We start from the raw sequence: 16962 nt of genomic DNA on the forward strand, positions 1-16962 counted from the left end.
GAGGGCAAGCGCATAAAAAGAGGGGCCGGCGAACCGACCCCTCAGTTTGTCATCTGATAACCGAAAGGAATATTACCAGAAGAAATCGTAGATCACGTCGATCACTTCGCCCGAGTAGGTGTCGACCAGAAGCGCGTCATTATAATAGCGGATCCAGCGCGTGCCTCCATATGCGGGCGGCAGGCGGTAATAGCCCGGATCGTTGATCCAGTAGCGCGAGCTGTAGAAGAGCGAGTTCAGCGAGAAACCGATACTGAACCGCGTGTAGCCATAACCGCGATACGGGTTGTAATAGCGCGGCATGCGGTAATAGCTGCGGTTCCGCTCGCGATAGCTGCGCCAGTCGTAGCGGCGGTCGTTGCGCCAGTCGCGGTTCCACCGATTGTTGCGGTCGCCCCGGTCCCAGCGATCGTTGCGGCCGTCGCGATAGCGCCGGTCGACATAGCCGTTGCGGTTATTGTCCCAGCGGCGGTCGACGCGGTTGTTGTCGTTGCGATCCCAGCGGCGATCGAGATCGCCATTGCGATTGCGGTCGTAGCGGCGGTCGACCTGGCCATTACGGTTACGATCCCACTGACGGTCTACCTGGCCGTCGCGATTGCGGTCCCACTGGCGGTCGGTGCGGCCGTCGCGGTTGCGGTCATAGATGCCGCGCTGGCGCTGTTCGGCCTGACGCTGCTGCCACTGCTCGCGCTGGGCTTGTCGCTGCTGGTCGTTGCCACGCTGCTGCCGCCACTGCTCGCGCTGAGCCTGTCGCTGCTGGTCGTTACCGCGCTGCTGCTGCCACTGTTCGCGCTGGGCTTGTCGCTGCTGGTCGTTGCCACGCTGCTGTCGCCACTGCTCGCGCTGAGCCTGTCGCTGCTGATCGTTGCCGCGCTGCTGCTGCCACTGCTGGCGCATTTCGCTACGCTGCTGCTGGCGCTCGGGTCGCGCTTCGCCACCCCGATTGCCGCGGCGCACTTCGGGGCCGCGCGGTCCACGGTCGTCACGCTGCGCGATCTGCACCCGCTCGCCCGATGCCTGTGCGGCCGCGGGGGCGATGGGCGTCAGGATCGTTGCAGCGATCAGCAACCCTCCGAACATCTTTTTCATCTCGCCATTCTCCAACTCATGTCCCGTGTGCTGGAGACGCCAGCCGGGATGATGAATCGATTCTTACTCTTAGCAAGATGATCGATGGCTGACCGCGCTGTTGCCTGCGGTTCAGCTAGATGAACAAAGCCGTTCAGCTGCCCGGCGGCAAGCGCAGCGCGGGAACGGCGCGCGCCGCGTCCTCGGGGCGGATTCCCGGCGGTGGGGCGGCGGCGATGCGTTCCTCGCCGCGGATCACGCGTCCCGCGAGGCGGATCGCGGTGCGGATGCGCGGATAGGTGCCGCAGCGGCAGATATTGGTCATCGCCGCGTCGATCTCGGCATCGCTCGGATTGCTGTTCGATCGCAGCAGCGCGGCGGCCGCCATGATCATCCCCGACTGGCAGAAACCGCATTGGGGCACCTGTTCGGCGACCCACGCCTGCTGTACCGCATGGCTGCGGTCGCGCGCGAGGCCCTCGATCGTCGTGACGAAGCGGCCCTCGCACTCTGCAATCGTCACCATGCAGCTGCGAATCGCCTCGCCGTCGATGTCGACGGTGCACGCGCCGCACTCGCCGGTGCCGCAGCCATATTTGGTTCCCGTCAGGTTCGACGCGTCGCGCAGCGCCCACAGCAGGGGCGTTTCGGGTTCCATGCGATATTCGACCGGGCGGTCGTTGACCGAGAATCGCGTCATGCCGCCCCTGTTAACCGAATGGCCGGATTAGTCACGCCAGCTCGTGTCGATCTTGTCGACCTTGCGCACCATCGCGTCGAATTCGGCCTTACCCGCTTGTCCGGGGATCGAGGCCATGAACAGGTCGCGCTGGTGGACGGCGATCACTTCCTGCGGGACGGTGATCGGCTTGCCCATGCTCATCGTCGCGAGCTGGATTTCGCAAGCGCGTTGCAGCGCCCAATATTTGATGAAGGCTTCGGTCAGCGTCTTGCCCATCACCACGGGGCCGTGGTTCTTCAGCATCAGGATGCGCTTGTCGCCGAGGTTCTCAACGAGGCGTTCGCCTTCTTCCTCGCGCACCGTCACGCCCTCGAAATCATGATAAGCGAGCTGGCCGGCGAAGTTGCAGGCGTAGAAATTGACCGGCTGCAGCCCGCCTTCGAGCGCGCAGACCGCGACCGTGGCGGTCGTATGCGTGTGGATGATCGCATGCGCGTCGGGCAGGACACGGTGGAACAGGCTGTGCTGGACAAAGCCCGCCTTGTTGACGTGCCAGGGATTATCCTCGTCGACCTTGTTGCCGTCGATGTCGATCTTGATCAGGTTCGACGCGGTCACTTCGCTGAAATGCAGGCCATAGGGGTTGATCAGGAAGGCGCCTTCCTCGTCGGGCACCTTCACCGTGATATGGTTGAAGATCATCTCGTCCCAGCCCATCATCGCGAAGATGCGATAGCAGGCGGCAAGCTCCTGCCGCGCCGTCCATTCGGCTTCGCTATATTTGCTGTTGCGCTTGAGCTGGGTCGCCATGGCCTGTCCCTCATTATGATGTTAGTTTCGTCCTGCTACCTATGCCATAAGGATGGGGCGCGGCACAATCCCGCGAGCGGGCACGCGGTTCGATAGCGGGGCAGGCGCAGTTTACCGCGCAAGGGCTTGCATTTTGCCGCGAATCCTTTTAGTGGCCCAGCCATCGGAACGTCGCGGGTTCGCGGCGCTTCTTTTATTGCCCTTATATCGGCGATTTATGGCGGACCGGATGGCCGGTAGCCGTTGATCGTTGGACGAACCGGAGACGACACGGCGTATGCAGATCATCGTTCGCGACAATAATGTCGACCAGGCCCTTCGCGCGCTCAAGAAGAAGCTGCAGCGTGAGGGCGTGTATCGCGAAATGAAGCTGCGCCGTCATTACGAGAAGCCCAGCGAAAAGCGCGCGCGTGAGCACGCCGCCGCTGTCCGCCGCGCCCGCAAGATGGAGCGCAAGCGGATGGAGCGCGACGGTATCAAGTAAGACCGTCTCCCGTTCGGGATCCTGATCGTGAAAAGGGCGCCGCGGCAACGCGGCGCCCTTTTTCGTTGGTTTGGAGAGTCTGTTGCTGGTTTGCGACCGGACGTGACTATCCATCATCGTCACCCCGGACTTGATCCGGGCTCCAGCTTGAGGTCGAAGCCAGCCGGTGCCTCAAAAAAAGCGGGATCCCGGATCATGTCCGGGATGACGAAAGAAAGTGAAGCGATGGCAGCCTCCATCCCAAAGCCAACATTGGCGTATATCGCGACCTCGCGTAATTGCCTCTGGACCGTTCCGCGCCGCTCCGCCTATAGGCATGCCCGACATTTCGCCCCCGGAAAACGGGGCAGGTAAAGGACTGCAAGATGAGCGTAACGACGGTTCCACTGCGCCCGGTGAGCAAGGGCGGCCTGTGGCTGATGTGGTTTGGCCTCGCCGCGCTGTTGGTCGCGGGCGCGGCCTTTGCCTGGCACATGACCCCGCGCATCGGATTCGAGGTCGTGAAGGAAGGCACCGGGCCGAGCCCGACTAAGGCCGACGTCGTGCTGGTCAAATATGAAGGCAAGCTCGACGACGGCACCGTCTTCGACGCGAACGAACAGGCGCCGATGCAGGTCGCGCAGGTCGTTCCCGGCTTTTCGGAGGCGCTGACGCGCATGAAAAAGGGCGGCGAGTACAAGATCATCATCCCCGCGCAGCTCGGCTATGGCGACCGCGCGGTCGGTCCGATCCCGGCTGGCAGCACGCTGCACTTCGCCGTCACGCTGCTCGACTTCCGTTCGGAGGCCGAGGTTCGCGCGATGCAGCAGCAGATGCAGCAACAGCAGCAGATGATGCAGCAGCAACAGATGATGCAGGGCGGCCCCGGTGGCGCTCCCGGCGGTCCGGCCGGTCCGCCCCCGGGCATGCCGCCGCAGTAACAAGCGACGGTCTCGACGAAATCGAAACGGCGGCGGGCTCAGGTGCCCGCCGCCGTTGTCGTTTTGGCGCCGTCGGCATTGCGTTCGGCCTCGCGTTCCAGCGCGACCTTGATCATCGCAATGATCGGGTCGGCGAGGAACAGCCCCATCAGGCCGAGCAGCGCGCCGAACAATATCTGCGCGCCGAGCACGAGCGCGGGGGCAAGGTCGACGGTCTTCTTGGCGACCATCGGGACGATCAGATAACCGTCGACCGTCTGGACGATGAAATAGATGGCGATCGCCCACAGGCCGGTGTCGGTGCCCGCCGAGAAGCCGACGAGGACGAGCAGCACGCCCGACACGATCGCGCCGATATTGGGGATGAACGCCAGCAAACCGGTGAGCAGGCCCATCAGCGCCGCCATCGGAATGCCGACCGCCATGCACGCGAGCCAGGTGCCGATGCCCTCGACCAGCATGCCGAGCAGGCGCCCTGCCATCAGGCGGCGCAGCGTGAAGCCCATGCGTGCGGTGGTGATGTAGAAATTCTCGCGACTCTTCATCGGCAGCATCCACGCGACGCCGCGCTCGTAAAGCCGCGGCTCGATCGCGATAAAGATGCCGAGCACGAGGATCATGATCAGGCTGGTCAGCCCGCCGAGAACCGTACCCACCGCCGCGGTGACGCGGCCGAATGTGCCGGCGAGATTGTCGGTGATCGTCTTGGTATCGAGCTGGAAATTGCCCATGCCATGATTGCTCGCCCAGGCGGCGATGCGTTCGATCTGCGCCATCACGACGGTTTGCAATGTCGCGGCCTGATCGGCGATTTGCGAGCCCGCAAACATGATGGTCCAGACAAGGAAGGCGACGAGCGAGAGGCAGACGATGAGCAGCCGCCAGCCGCGCGCGATCGGCAGCACGCGGCCGAGCAGGCGCGTTCCGCCGTCGAGCATCGACGCCATCACGATGCCGGCAAAGATCAGCAGGATCGGCTGGATCAGGACGATGCATAGACCGATGAGCAGCGCGAGGCCGATCCAGACGCCGGCCTTCAGCAGCTCGGTGCGGACGAGCTGGCTGCGGATCTCGGTAGGGCCGGGGGCTTCCCTGTGCGCGTCGGCCTTCGCGGCGGCGCTGGCGGCGCGCGTTCCGGTTGTCTTCCTTGTCGCCGCCATCTCGTGTTCCCTGTTCTGTTAGCTGCCCTGACGCTCGGGGCGCAAGTCGGTTCCCGCGCGCCCCGATCGCAAGGCATTAAACCAGCTCAATGGGTTATACCACTCGGCGGTTCCGTCGGTCGAAAAGCTGACGATCTCGGCGCGTCCGGCGATCGCGTCGAAGGGGACGGGGCCGCCGAGGCCTTTCTGGTTCGTGCCGACGCGGCTGTCGGCGCTGCCGTCGCGGTTGTCGCCCATCAGGAAGACATGATCGGCGGGTACGGTGACCGGGCCATAATCGTCGGTCGTGTAGCCGGGACCCATGTCGATCGTGTCGAAGGTCGCGCCGCCGGGCAGCGTTTCGCGGACGATCGGCAGTTCGAGCACTTCCTTGCCTTCCGCATCGCGGTTCACGAAGCGGAACAGGCTGCTGTCGGGGCCGGGCAGGTTCGGATCGACGGGGATCGACAACATCGGCTGGACCTCGCGCTTCACCGGTTTGCCGTTGATGCTGAGTTCGCCGTTGCGGAGTTCAATCGTGTCGCCGGGCAGCCCGATCACGCGTTTGATATAGTCGATGCGCGTCACCGGATGTTCGAGCACGACGATGTCGCCGCGCTCGGGCAGCTTGCCGAACAGCCGGCCCGCGACCTTGGGCGCGAGGTGAAAGCTGACCGACGAATAGGACCAGCCATAAGGATATTTGCTGACGATCAGCCGGTCGCCGTTGCGCAGCACCGGCATCATCGAATCGGAGGGGATATAGAAAGGCTTGGCGATGCAGCTGTGGATGCCGAGCACGAGCAGCAATATCACCACGACGTCGCGGATCAGCTTGCCCCAACTCCCGTCATCCTTCGTCTTGTCCTTCGCCATATTGATGTCAGTCCTTGATTGCTTCGATGATGACGAAAGCCTGCGCCCACGGATGGTCGTCGGTCAGTGTCAAATGGATATGCGCGCTGTGGCCGGGGGGAATCATCTGGGCGAGCCGTTCGGCGGCGCCGCCGGTCAGTGCGAGCGTCGGGGCGCCCGATGGGGCGTTGACGACGCCGATGTCCTTCATGAACACGCCGCGCTTGAACCCCGTGCCGACGGCTTTCGAAAAAGCCTCCTTCGCGGCGAAGCGCTTGGCATAGGTGCCGGCGCGGGTGAAGGGGCGCCGCGCCGCCTTGGCGCGCTCGATTTCGGTGAAAACGCGATTTTCGAAGCGCTCGCCAAAGCGGTCGAGCGAGTTCTGGATGCGCTCTATATTGCAGAGGTCGGAACCGAGGCCGATGATCATGATGGCCCCAGCAGGCCGTCACCCCCGCGAAGGCGGGGGCCGCTGTCGGTTTTAAGCTGCGCTACCGTGACAGGCCGACAGCGGCCCCCGCCTTCGCGGGGGCGACGGGGAGGGCGCGCGCTCATCCGCGCGCCTCGTCCATCAGCGCGCGCATGCGGCGCACCGCGTCCTCGAGCCCGGTAAAGATCGCTTCGCCGATCAGATAATGGCCGATGTTGAGCTCGGCGAGTTGCGGGATCGCGGCGACGGGAACGACATTCTCGTATGTAAGGCCATGCCCCGCATGCGGCTCGATGCCATTCTTCCACGCGAGCGCGGCGGCGTCGGCGAGGCGGCGGAGTTCGACGGCGCGTTCTTCGCCCGCGACATGCGCGTAGCGGCCGGTGTGGAATTCGACGACGGGCGCGCGGAGGCGCATCGCCGCCTCGATCTGCCGCGCGTCGGGCTCGATGAACAGGCTGACGCGGATGCCCGCATCGTTCAGCCGCGAGACGATTGGCGCGAGGTGGTTATGCTGCCCCGCCGCGTCGAGCCCGCCCTCGGTCGTGCGCTCCTCGCGCTTTTCGGGAACGATGCATGCCGCGTGCGGCATGTGGCGCAGCGCGATCTCGAGCATCTCGTCGGTCGCCGCCATTTCGAGGTTCAGCGGCAGGTCGGTCGCGGCCTGGATGCGCGCGAGGTCGTCGTCGCGGATATGGCGGCGGTCTTCGCGCAGATGCGCGGTGATCCCGTCGCCACCGACCGCCGCGACGGTTTCGGCCGCGCGCACCGGGTCGGGATGCTCGCCCCCACGTGCGTTGCGGATCGTCGCGACATGGTCGATGTTGACGCCGAGCCGCAGGCGGGAGGGCGCGCCGCCGTTCAAGCCGCCTTGCTCCGGCTGCCGGGCTTCACCGCTTCGGTTCCTGCCAGCGTCTCGGGCAATTCATCCTCCGCATAGGTCGGGAAATTGATCGCGACGAGCGGGTAGAAGGGCACGCCGAGTTCGACATTGCCCGCCGAGCGGTCGACGAGCGCGGCCTCGGCGATGACTTCGCCGCCCGCGGCGCGCACCGCCTCCATTGCCTCGCGCGACGACAGGCCGGTGGTCACGACATCCTCGACCATCAGCACCTTGGCGCCGGGGTCGATCGTAAAGCCGCGACGCAGTTCGAAGGTGCCCGTCGGTCGCTCGACGAAAATCGCGGGCTTGCCAAGCGCGCGGCCCATTTCATGCCCGATGATCACCCCGCCCATCGCGGGCGAGACGACGATATCGATCGCCTGTTTCAGGTCGCGCGGCAGCTTCGCGGCAAGCGCGACGGCGAGCCGTCCGGCGCGTTCGGTGTCCATCAATACGCGCGCACACTGCAGGTAATATTCGCTGTGGCGGCCCGAGGAGAGCAGGAAATGGCCCTGGAGCAGGGCGTCGGCGGCGCGGAATTCGGCCAGGATTTCATCATCGGTCATGGAGGAGTTGTTCTTTTGTCCTGTGCGTCGCTCATCATGGGCGACCGGGTTTTGGCGGCGAAGATTATCCAGCCGCAAAATAGTGTTAGAGATGCTTGAGGCAAGCGGCAAGCGGGTCTATAGCGCCCGCGAGATTCAGCCCCTTGCCGGCTGCCGCGACGCGTGTCCGGCGGCTGCCGCAAAGGGGGTGGGGCATCAATAAGAACAACAGGCAACGGGCGGCACTATCCTTATGAAGAGCTTGAAAACCCTTGTAATTGCGGCAGCTTTGTCGCTGGGCGCGGTGGGCGCCGGCCATGCGCAGGCACCCGCGACGGCTCCGGCCGAAGCACCTGCCGCAACGGCTGTGGCGAATCCGGCTCCGGTCGCCACCGATGCGGCCGCTCCGGCAGCGGCACCGGTCGCGACGACCGCCGCGGCTCCGGCTGGCGATGCGACCTACGTTCCGATGAAGCCGACCCCCGGGGTTGGCCAGCCGGTCGACGCGGGCATCGATTTCCAGCCGCAGGTCAGCCCGATCGGCGAACAGGCTTACTGGTTCAACCATGTGATCCTGCTGCCCGTCATCACGGTGATCACGCTGATCGTCCTCGGCCTCCTGCTCTGGGTGATGTTCCGGTTTCGCGCCAAGGCGAACCCGGTGCCGTCGAAGACGACGCACAACACCTTCATCGAAATCATCTGGACCGCCATTCCGGTGCTGATCCTCGCGGTGATCGCGGTGCCGTCGATCCGCCTGCTCGCGGCGCAATATGAGCCGCCGAAAAAGGAGGCGCTGACGATCAAGGTCACGGGTTACCAATGGTATTGGGGCTATGCCTATCCCGACCAGGGCATCGGCGAATATGTCTCGAAGATCCTGCCCGAAGACAAGGCGAAGGCCGCGGGCGAGCCCTATCACCTCGCTGTCGACAATCGCATGGTCGTTCCCGTCGGCCGTCAGGTGAAGCTGATCATCACCGGCGCCGACGTGATCCACAGCTTCGCGGTCCCTGCTTTCTGGACCAAGATGGACGCGGTCCCCGGCCGCGCCAACGAAACGACCTTCACCGCAAACAAGGTCGGCGTCTATTACGGCCAGTGCTCGGAACTCTGCGGTGTCGATCATGGCTATATGCCGATCGCCGTCGAAGTGCTTCCGGTCGACAAGTGGGAAGCGTGGGTTCGCTCGAAGGGTGGTAACCCCGCCGGTCCGGTCGCCGCGGCTCCCGCCGCTGCCGCGCCGGCTCCCGCTGCCGCCGCTCCGGCTGCGGCGCCTGCCGTGACGCCGGCTGCCGCCCCGACCACTGCACCCGAAGCTGCTCCGGCAGCGGCGCCCGCCGCCGCGCCGGCCGCCAAGAATTAATAAGGGGTCCGACAGATGACCGATATCGCTGCAACTGCACCCGATCATGGCCATGCCGTCCATGCGCATGACGACCATGATCACGACACGCCCGGCTTCTTTGTCCGCTGGTTCATGTCGACGAACCACAAGGACATCGGCACGCTCTACCTGATTTTCGCGATCGTCGCCGGCATCGTCGGCGGCGCGCTTTCGGGCATGATGCGGCTCGAACTCGCCGAACCCGGCGTCCAGTATCTTTCGGGCTGGGCCAGCGCCCTTGGCGGCGGTGCCGACGAGGTCGCGGGCAAGCATTTCTGGAACGTGATGATCACCGCGCACGGCTTGATCATGGTGTTCTTCATGGTCATGCCGGCGATGATCGGTGGCTTCGGCAACTGGTTCGTCCCGCTGATGATCGGCGCGCCCGACATGGCGTTCCCGCGCATGAACAACGTCAGTTTCTGGCTGACTGCGGTTGCCTTCGTCATGCTCTTCGGTTCGATGTTCGTTCCGGGTGGCAGCGGCAATGGCGCCGGCACCGGCTGGACGGTCTACGCTCCGCTGTCGACCAGCGGTTCGGCGGGGCCCGCGGTCGACATGGCGATCTTCTCGCTCCATCTCGCGGGCGCGGCGTCTATCCTTGGTGCGATCAACTTCATCACCACCATCTTCAACATGCGCGCGCCGGGCATGACGCTGCACAAGATGCCGCTGTTCGTGTGGTCGGTGCTCGTCACCGCCTTCCTGCTGCTGCTCGCGCTGCCGGTGCTCGCCGCGGCGATCACCATGCTGCTGACCGACCGCAACTTCGGCACCACCTTCTATGATGCGGCCGGCGGCGGCGATCCCGTCCTCTACCAGCATCTTTTCTGGTTCTTCGGCCACCCCGAAGTGTACATCATGATCCTGCCGGGCTTCGGCATGGTCAGCCAGATCATCTCGACCTTCAGCAAGAAGCCGGTGTTCGGCTATCTCGGCATGGCATACGCCATGGTCGCGATCGGCGTTGTCGGCTTCATCGTGTGGGCGCACCACATGTTCACGGTCGGCATGAGCGTGAACCTCAAGATGTACTTCACCGCCGCGACGATGGTCATCGCGGTTCCGACGGGCATCAAGATCTTCAGCTGGATCGCCACCATGTGGGGCGGCACGCTGAGCTTCAAGACGCCGATGATGTGGTCGCTCGGCTTCATCTTCATGTTCACCGTCGGCGGTGTGACCGGCGTCGTGCTCGCCAATGGCGGCGTCGACACCAATTTGCACGACACCTATTATGTCGTCGCGCACTTCCACTATGTGCTGTCGCTGGGCGCGGTCTTCTCGCTCTTCGCCGGCTTCTATTACTGGTTCCCGAAGATGTCGGGCCGGATGTACAACGAGGCGCTCGGCCAGCTGCACTTCTGGGTCTTCTTCATCGGCGTGAACGTCATGTTCTTCCCGCAGCACTTCCTGGGCCAGCAGGGCATGCCGCGCCGTTACCCCGACTATGCGGAAGCCTATGCCTATTGGCATCACATCTCGTCGCTCGGCTATGTGATCATGGGCGTCGGCATGCTCTTCTTCTTCGTGAACATCCTCTACTCGCTGTTCGCGGGCAAGAAGGCCGCCGACAATCCGTGGGGCGAAGGCGCGACGACGCTCGAATGGACGCTGTCGAGCCCGCCGCCGTTCCACCAGTTCAACGAACTGCCGCGTATCGCCTGATGTGTGTTGCCCCCTGCCGTTTGATGGCAGGGGGCGCACGACTTTCGGGCCGGAGTAAATATGGCGCAGAGCCTGACCCACGGCGAAACGGCACTACCCGCCGATTGGCGCGACCTGTTCGCGCTGACGAAGCCGCGCGTGATGTCGCTGGTGGTGTTTACCGCCTTGTGCGGCCTGCTCGCGGCGCCGGGGCATGTGCCGCCGGTGCTCGCTTTCTCGTCGATCCTCGCGATCGCGCTGGGGGCAGGGGCTTCGGGCGCGCTCAACCAATGGTATGAAGCCGGAATCGACGCGAAGATGAAGCGGACCGCGGGCCGGCCGCTTCCCGCCGGGCGCCTCGACCCGCAGACCGCATTGCAGTTCGGCGTCGGGCTTGCCGCCTTTTCGCTGTTCCTGATGCTGTTCGCGTCGAACTGGCAGGCAACGCTGTTGCTCGCCGCCTCGATCCTTTTCTACGTCTTCGTCTATACGATGTGGCTGAAGCCGCGGACCCCGCAGAATATCGTCATCGGCGGCGCGGCGGGCGCCTTTCCGCCGCTGATCGGCTGGGTCGCCGCGACGGGGTCGATCGCGCCGCTGCCGGTGCTGCTGTTCCTGCTCATCTTCCTGTGGACGCCGCCGCATTTCTGGGCGCTCGCGCTGTTCATGCGCTCGGACTATGCCGCCGCGGGCATCCCGATGATGCCCGTCGTCGCGGGTGAGAAATCGACGCGGCGCCAGATCCTCCTCTACGCATTGATCATGGCCGCCGCCGCGATCGCGCCGTGGCCGCTCGGCTACACCGGCGCGCTTTACGGCTGGACCGCGGTGGTGCTCTCGGCCGTGTTCGTCCTGCTGTCGGTTCAGGTCGGTACGCGCACCACGGGCGAGGGCGACCTGATGCAACCCGAAAAGCGCTTGTTCGCTTATTCGATCGCTTATCTTTTCATTCTGTTCGGCGCTGTCGTCGCCGACCATTGGTGGCCGCTATGACCGAAGAAACCCCGAACGAACCCTTTGACGAGGTCGAATATCGCCGCCGTCAGCGCAGCCGCGCGAACCTGATGGCGTGGATGCTCGGCGCATTGGCGATCCTCTTTTTCTTCATCACCATCGCCAAGATGCAGATTTTCTCATGACGTTTTTTCCGGTCATTGGGCGCATGTCCCCGAACGCGAAGACCGCAAGCCTCGCGGCGTTGATGGCGCTCGCGATGACCGGTCTCGGGTTCGCGGCGGTGCCTCTCTACGATCTCTTCTGCCGCGTCACCGGCTTCGGCGGTACGACGCAGCGTTACGATCCGGTCGCCGCGGCGGCCGAGCCCGAAATATTGAGCCAGACGGTCTCGGTCCGTTTCGACGCCAATGTCTCGCCGAACCTGCCGTGGAAATTCTATCCCGAGCATCCGACCGATACGGTGAGCATCGGCGCGCGCGACATGGCGATCTTCATTGCCGAAAATAATTCGGCGCATCCCGTCGTCGGGACCGCCAGCTTCAACGTCACGCCCGATCAGGCGGGCAAATATTTTACCAAGATCCAGTGCTTCTGCTTCACCCAGCAACGGCTCGAGCCGGGGCAGCAGATGCGCATGCCGGTGCTGTTCTTCGTCGATCCCAAGATCATGGACGACCCCGACGCGCGCGACGTGCAGGAAATCACCCTCAGCTACACCTTCCACCCTGTAGACGAGGGTAAAAAGGCGAGCTAAGGCCGCGAACAAGAGTCTAACAAGACCGGCAGATGATGGGGAATCATCATGCTGGGGCTGCTAAAAACGGGAAACACGCCATGTCCGGTGCGAAACATCATGACTACCACCTCGTAAATCCCAGCGTCTGGCCGCTCATCGGCTCGGTCGCTGCCCTCGTGATGTTCTTCGGGCTCGTCATGGCGATGCACGCCGACTATTTCGGCGGCATCGGCAAGTGGGTGCTCGGCCTCGGCTTCATGGGCGTGATCGCCACCTTCTTCAGCTGGTGGTCGGACGTCATCAACGAAGCCCACGCCGGCGACCACACCCCGGTCGTCCAGCTGCACCTGCGCTACGGCATGATCCTGTTCATCGCGTCCGAAGTCATGTTCTTCGTCGGCTGGTTCTGGGCGTGGTTCGACTTCTCGCTCTTCCCGGTGCCGATCGAATATGCCGAAGGCGCGGTCACCTCGCTGTTCGGCCAGGACGGCGCGGCGGCGATCACCATGTGGCCGCCGAAGGGCATCGAAGTCATCGATCCCTTCTCGCTGCCGCTGCTCAACACGCTGATTCTGCTCTGCTCGGGTACGACGATCACCTGGGCGCACCATGCGCTGATCCACGGCGACCGCGAAGGGCTCAAGAAGGGCCTGTGGCTGACGATCATCCTCGGCGCGATCTTCTCGACGATCCAGGCTTATGAATATATGCACGCGCCGTGGGGCTTCGGGCAGAGCAACTACAGCTCGGCCTTCTACATGGCGACCGGCTTCCACGGCTTCCACGTGCTCGTCGGCACGATCTTCCTGATCGTCTGCCTCGTGCGCACCTACAAGGGCCACTTCACCCCGACGCAGCATTTCGGTTTCGAAGCCGCCGCCTGGTACTGGCACTTCGTCGACGTCGTGTGGCTGTTCCTCTTCATCATCGTCTATGTCTGGGGCGGCTGGGGCGCGCCGATCGCCGCGCACTAAATTGCCGGCTGGCGACAAATTTCAAAAGGGGCAGCCGCCGGTCTGGCGCGCTGCCCTTTTTGGTCTCTGCCCCGAATGCGGCGCGCCGACGCTGTTCGAAGGGCCGGTGAAATTCCGCGCGAAATGCGAAAGCTGCGGCCTCGATTATGGCCGCTACAATGTCGGCGACGGCCCCGCGGCCTTCCTGACATTGATCATCGGCGCGCTGCTGATCGCGATCGCGTTGACGCTCGATGCCGTGGTACGGCCGCCTTTGTGGGTGCATATCATCCTGTGGGTGCCGCTGACCGCCGCCGCGGTCATCTATGGCCTGCGTGTCGGCAAGGGCGCCTTGTTGGCGAGCGAGCATCAGCGTCAGGCCGCCGAAGGCCGTAAGGTGGACAAGAATGACTGAACCAGCCCAACAGCCGACGCGGCGCTGGCCGCTGATCCCGACCCTGCTTGTGCTCGCCGCGGTCGCAGTGATGATCGCGCTCGGCGTCTGGCAGTTGCAGCGCAAGAGCGAGAAGGAAGCGCTGATCGCGCTGTTCCAGCGCAATGTGGCGATGTCGTCGATGGTCGCCTATCCCGAGCTGCCGCCCGTTCCCGACGCCATGCTCTATCGCAAGAGCAGCATCGTCTGCCTCGAACCCGTGCGCTGGGATCCGCGCAGCGGCACCGACATCAAGGGCCAGTCGGGCATCCGCATGATCGCCGATTGCCGCACCGGCGCCGAAGGGCCGGGCGTGCTTGTCGATGTCGGGATCGGCGACAATTTCACGCCGCCCAAATGGACGGGCGGAACGGTGCAGGGGACGATCGTTCCCGGCCCCGAACAGCCGACGGTGATGGAGCGCGCGATGGGCAAGGCGATGCCCGCGCGTGCGATGCTGATCGCCGATCAACCGGTCGCGGGATTGCGGGCCAGCGCGGTGCCATCGGCCGATGATACGCCGAACAATCACCTTGCCTATGCCTTCCAATGGTTCTTCTTCGCGATCGTGGCGCTGATTATCTACATCCTTGCGGTCCGCCGCCGCTTGCAGCCGTGACGGCGCGCCGCTAGGCGCATTTCGTCATGGACTATATCAGCACCCGCGGCTCTGCGCCGACCCTCGACTTTCGTGCCGCAACGCTGGCCGGTCTTGCCAGCGACGGCGGCCTTTATGTGCCGGCGAAATGGCCGCAGATGTCGATCGAGGACATCCGTGCGCTAGCGGGGCTCGACTATTCCGAAACCGCGGTGCGGATCATGCGGCCCTTCGTCGAGGGCGTGCTGACCGAAGACGAACTGCGCGGGCTTTGCCGCGCCGCCTATGGCCGCTTCAGCCACGATGCGGTAACCCCGCTCGTCCAGCTCGATCATCGCCACTGGCTGCTCGAACTGTTCCACGGCCCGACGCTCGCGTTCAAGGACGTTGCGCTGCAGCTGCTCGGCGAACTGTTCGAGAAATTCCTCGCCGGCGGCGATACGAACATCACGATCGTCGGCGCGACCTCGGGCGATACCGGATCGGCGGCGATCGAGGCGGTTGCAGGGCGCGAGCACATCCAGATCTTCATGCTCCATCCCGAGGGCCGGGTCAGCGACGTCCAGCGGCGCCAGATGACGACGGTGCTTGCCCCCAACGTTCACAATATCGCGATCGACGGCAGCTTCGACGACGCGCAGGCGATGGTGAAGCGACTGTTCGGCGACGAGGAAGCGCGCGGCCAGGTCACGCTGTCGGCGGTGAACAGCATCAACTGGGCGCGGCTGATGGCGCAGGTCGTCTATTATTTCTACGCCGCGGTCCGCCTCGGCGGTCCCGACCGTCCGGTCGCGTTCAGCGTCCCGACGGGTAATTTCGGCGATGTCTTCGCGGGCTATGTCGCGGCGCAGATGGGGCTGCCGATCGCAAAGCTCGTCGTCGCGACGAACGTCAACGACATTCTCCACCGCGCGCTGACCCGCGGCGACTATAGCGCGGGCACGGTCACCGCGACCGCGACGCCCAGCATGGACATTCAGGTCAGCAGCAATTTCGAACGGCTGCTGTTCGACCTCGCGGGGCGCGACGGCGCGGCGATCACCGGCATGATGGGCGAGTTCGACACGAACCGCGCGATGACGATCCCCGCCGACATGCTCGCGGGCGCGCGCGGGCTCTTCACGAGCGCGAGCATCGACGGCGACGCGATGGCGCTCGCGCTGCGCTGGGCGCAGGAACATGGCGGGCAGATCATCGATCCGCACAGCGCGGTCGGCCTCGCCGCCGCACGCGCGCTCGACATCGATGCCGATATTCCCGTCGTCACACTCGCAACCGCGCATCCGGCAAAGTTCCGCGAAGCCGTCGAGCGCGCGACCGGCGTGCGCCCGCCGCTGCCCGCGCGGCTCGGCAATCTCTTCGATCGCGAGGAACGTTATACGCGCCTGCCCGGCGACTATGACGCCGTGAAGGCCTTTGTTCTCGCGGAAGCCGCGCGTGGCTGATCTTCTGCCCCTCGTCACGCTCGTCGGTGAGGCATGGGACGATTATGGACTGGTCGACAGCGGCAATGGACGCAAGCTCGAACGCTATGGCCGCTATCGTTTCATCCGTCCCGAACCGCAGGCGATGTGGGCGCCCGCGCTCCCAGCAAGCGAGTGGGACGCCGCCGATGGCGAGTTCGTCCCGGCGTCCGACGACGATGGCGGCGGCCGCTGGTATTATAACAAGCCCGTGCCCGCCGAGGGCTGGCCGCTCGCATGGCGCGAAACGCGCTTCACCGCGCAGTGTACGCCCTTTCGCCACCTCGGCTTTTTCCCCGACATGGCGCCGGTATGGGACTGGCTGCGCGAACGCGTCGCGGACAAGGCGGACCCCGCTTTCCTGAATCTGTTCGGCTACACCGGCGTCGGCAGCCAGGCTCTCGCCGCGGTGGGCGCATCGGTCACGCATGTCGATGCGTCGAAGAAGTCGGTGGGACAGGCGCGCGAGAATGCCGCGCTCGCGGATATGGCCGACAAGCCTGTCCGATGGATCCTCGACGATGCAGGCAAGTTCACCGCGCGCGAGGTCCGGCGCGAGAAGCGCTACGACGCGATCCTGCTCGATCCGCCCAAATTCGGCCGCGGCCCGACCGGCGAACGCTGGCAGATCGAGGAGGGGCTCGCGCCCCTGCTCACCGACTGCCGCCAGCTGCTCGACGCCGACAGCCGCGCGCTGTTCCTCACGGTCTATGCGGTGCGCATGTCGGCGCTCGCGATCGGCGAGTTGCTGGCGCAGCTTTTCGCCGACCTGCCCGGCAAGGTCGAGTGCGGCGAACTCGCGGTGCGCGAAGAGGCGCGGGGATTGCTGCTCCCGACCGCGATTTTTGCGCGCTGGAGCCGCTGATCGCGGACTTCGCGCTTATTATGTCGCATACGTTTGCGGCGCAGAATCTGTAATATTGTGACCGAAATGCCACAGCCGATGCGTTGACAATGAGAACGTTCCCA

At 64.6% G+C, this 16962-nt stretch carries 20 protein-coding genes; 12 read left to right on the top strand and 8 right to left on the bottom strand.

The features are described from left to right. Nucleotides 1–72: 72 nt before the first annotated feature. The 3 genes from J2X38_RS07905 to J2X38_RS07915 all read right to left on the bottom strand — a co-directional run bounded on the left by J2X38_RS07905 (nucleotide 73) and on the right by J2X38_RS07915 (nucleotide 2563). Complete coding sequence (locus J2X38_RS07905; RefSeq protein WP_310252957.1) at nucleotides 73–1092, bottom strand: RcnB family protein; 1020 nt, start codon at nucleotides 1090–1092, stop codon at nucleotides 73–75. A gap of 133 nt (nucleotides 1093–1225) precedes the next feature. Continuing rightward, nucleotides 1226–1771 carry a 2Fe-2S iron-sulfur cluster-binding protein gene (locus J2X38_RS07910; RefSeq protein WP_310252960.1) on the bottom strand — a complete coding sequence of 182 codons (546 nt, stop codon included), beginning with the start codon at nucleotides 1769–1771 and terminating at the stop codon, nucleotides 1226–1228. 27 nt (nucleotides 1772–1798) lie between these two features. After that, nucleotides 1799–2563 (bottom strand): class II aldolase/adducin family protein, encoded by a 765-nt coding sequence (locus tag J2X38_RS07915; protein WP_310252962.1) that lies wholly within the window; start codon nucleotides 2561–2563, stop codon nucleotides 1799–1801. 277 nt (nucleotides 2564–2840) lie between these two features. Between J2X38_RS07915 and rpsU the strand changes: the two genes are divergently transcribed. Continuing rightward, complete coding sequence (rpsU, locus tag J2X38_RS07920; protein WP_037510267.1) at nucleotides 2841–3047, top strand: 30S ribosomal protein S21; 207 nt, start codon at nucleotides 2841–2843, stop codon at nucleotides 3045–3047. A 365-nt stretch (nucleotides 3048–3412) separates the two neighbouring features. Then, complete coding sequence (locus J2X38_RS07925; protein WP_310252964.1) at nucleotides 3413–3967, top strand: FKBP-type peptidyl-prolyl cis-trans isomerase; 555 nt, start codon at nucleotides 3413–3415, stop codon at nucleotides 3965–3967. Nucleotides 3968–4005: 38 nt separating this feature from the next. Here the strand turns inward: J2X38_RS07925 and J2X38_RS07930 are convergent, their stop codons facing one another. The 5 genes from J2X38_RS07930 to pyrE all read right to left on the bottom strand — a co-directional run bounded on the left by J2X38_RS07930 (nucleotide 4006) and on the right by pyrE (nucleotide 7840). Further along, a complete protein-coding gene (locus J2X38_RS07930) occupies nucleotides 4006–5127 on the bottom strand; it encodes an AI-2E family transporter (RefSeq protein WP_310252967.1) in 1122 nt (373 codons plus the stop codon). Between the two features lie 18 nt (nucleotides 5128–5145). After that, nucleotides 5146–5982 carry a signal peptidase I gene (gene lepB / locus J2X38_RS07935; protein ID WP_310252969.1) on the bottom strand — a complete coding sequence of 279 codons (837 nt, stop codon included), beginning with the start codon at nucleotides 5980–5982 and terminating at the stop codon, nucleotides 5146–5148. 7 nt (nucleotides 5983–5989) lie between these two features. After that, nucleotides 5990–6391, bottom strand: coding sequence for a holo-ACP synthase (gene acpS / locus J2X38_RS07940; RefSeq protein ID WP_058538178.1), 402 nt, complete (start codon nucleotides 6389–6391; stop codon nucleotides 5990–5992). Between the two features lie 121 nt (nucleotides 6392–6512). After that, entirely contained in the window at nucleotides 6513–7256 is a 744-nt protein-coding gene (locus J2X38_RS07945; protein ID WP_310252972.1) for a pyridoxine 5'-phosphate synthase, read from the bottom strand. Next, nucleotides 7253–7840, bottom strand: coding sequence for an orotate phosphoribosyltransferase (gene pyrE / locus J2X38_RS07950; RefSeq protein ID WP_310252974.1), 588 nt, complete (start codon nucleotides 7838–7840; stop codon nucleotides 7253–7255). The genes J2X38_RS07945 and pyrE overlap by 4 nt, the downstream gene beginning before the upstream one ends. A 232-nt stretch (nucleotides 7841–8072) precedes the next feature. On the opposite strand from pyrE, the gene coxB reads away from it, so the two are divergent. The 10 genes from coxB to J2X38_RS08000 all read left to right on the top strand — a co-directional run bounded on the left by coxB (nucleotide 8073) and on the right by J2X38_RS08000 (nucleotide 16858). Continuing rightward, complete coding sequence (gene coxB / locus J2X38_RS07955) at nucleotides 8073–9185, top strand: cytochrome c oxidase subunit II (RefSeq protein WP_310252976.1); 1113 nt, start codon at nucleotides 8073–8075, stop codon at nucleotides 9183–9185. Nucleotides 9186–9200: 15 nt separating this feature from the next. Beyond that, nucleotides 9201–10874, top strand: coding sequence for a cytochrome c oxidase subunit I (ctaD, locus tag J2X38_RS07960; RefSeq protein WP_310252978.1), 1674 nt, complete (start codon nucleotides 9201–9203; stop codon nucleotides 10872–10874). A gap of 60 nt (nucleotides 10875–10934) precedes the next feature. Further along, a complete protein-coding gene (locus tag J2X38_RS07965; RefSeq protein WP_310252980.1) occupies nucleotides 10935–11846 on the top strand; it encodes a heme o synthase in 912 nt (303 codons plus the stop codon). Beyond that, complete coding sequence (locus J2X38_RS07970; protein WP_162835104.1) at nucleotides 11843–11992, top strand: hypothetical protein; 150 nt, start codon at nucleotides 11843–11845, stop codon at nucleotides 11990–11992. Before J2X38_RS07965 ends, J2X38_RS07970 begins: the two co-directional genes overlap by 4 nt. A 23-nt stretch (nucleotides 11993–12015) precedes the next feature. Continuing rightward, complete coding sequence (locus J2X38_RS07975; protein ID WP_231740071.1) at nucleotides 12016–12564, top strand: cytochrome c oxidase assembly protein; 549 nt, start codon at nucleotides 12016–12018, stop codon at nucleotides 12562–12564. Between the two features lie 80 nt (nucleotides 12565–12644). Continuing rightward, a complete protein-coding gene (locus J2X38_RS07980) occupies nucleotides 12645–13520 on the top strand; it encodes a cytochrome c oxidase subunit 3 (RefSeq protein ID WP_310252984.1) in 876 nt (291 codons plus the stop codon). Between the two features lies 1 nt (nucleotide 13521). Next, nucleotides 13522–13914: a DUF983 domain-containing protein gene (locus J2X38_RS07985; protein WP_058538170.1), complete on the top strand. Its 393-nt coding sequence runs from the start codon at nucleotides 13522–13524 to the stop codon at nucleotides 13912–13914. Then, nucleotides 13907–14551 (top strand): SURF1 family protein, encoded by a 645-nt coding sequence (locus J2X38_RS07990; protein ID WP_310252987.1) that lies wholly within the window; start codon nucleotides 13907–13909, stop codon nucleotides 14549–14551. Before J2X38_RS07985 ends, J2X38_RS07990 begins: the two co-directional genes overlap by 8 nt. 26 nt (nucleotides 14552–14577) lie before the next feature. Then, entirely contained in the window at nucleotides 14578–15975 is a 1398-nt protein-coding gene (gene thrC / locus J2X38_RS07995; protein WP_310252988.1) for a threonine synthase, read from the top strand. 4 nt (nucleotides 15976–15979) lie between these two features. Next, the gene (locus tag J2X38_RS08000; protein ID WP_310254820.1) at nucleotides 15980–16858 is read left to right on the top strand and encodes a class I SAM-dependent methyltransferase; all 879 of its coding nucleotides are present in this window, start codon (nucleotides 15980–15982) and stop codon (nucleotides 16856–16858) included. The last annotated feature ends 104 nt before the right edge of the window (nucleotides 16859–16962 follow it).

Source organism: Sphingopyxis sp. BE235, assembly GCF_031457175.1.
Taxonomy (GTDB): Bacteria; Pseudomonadota; Alphaproteobacteria; order Sphingomonadales; family Sphingomonadaceae; genus Sphingopyxis.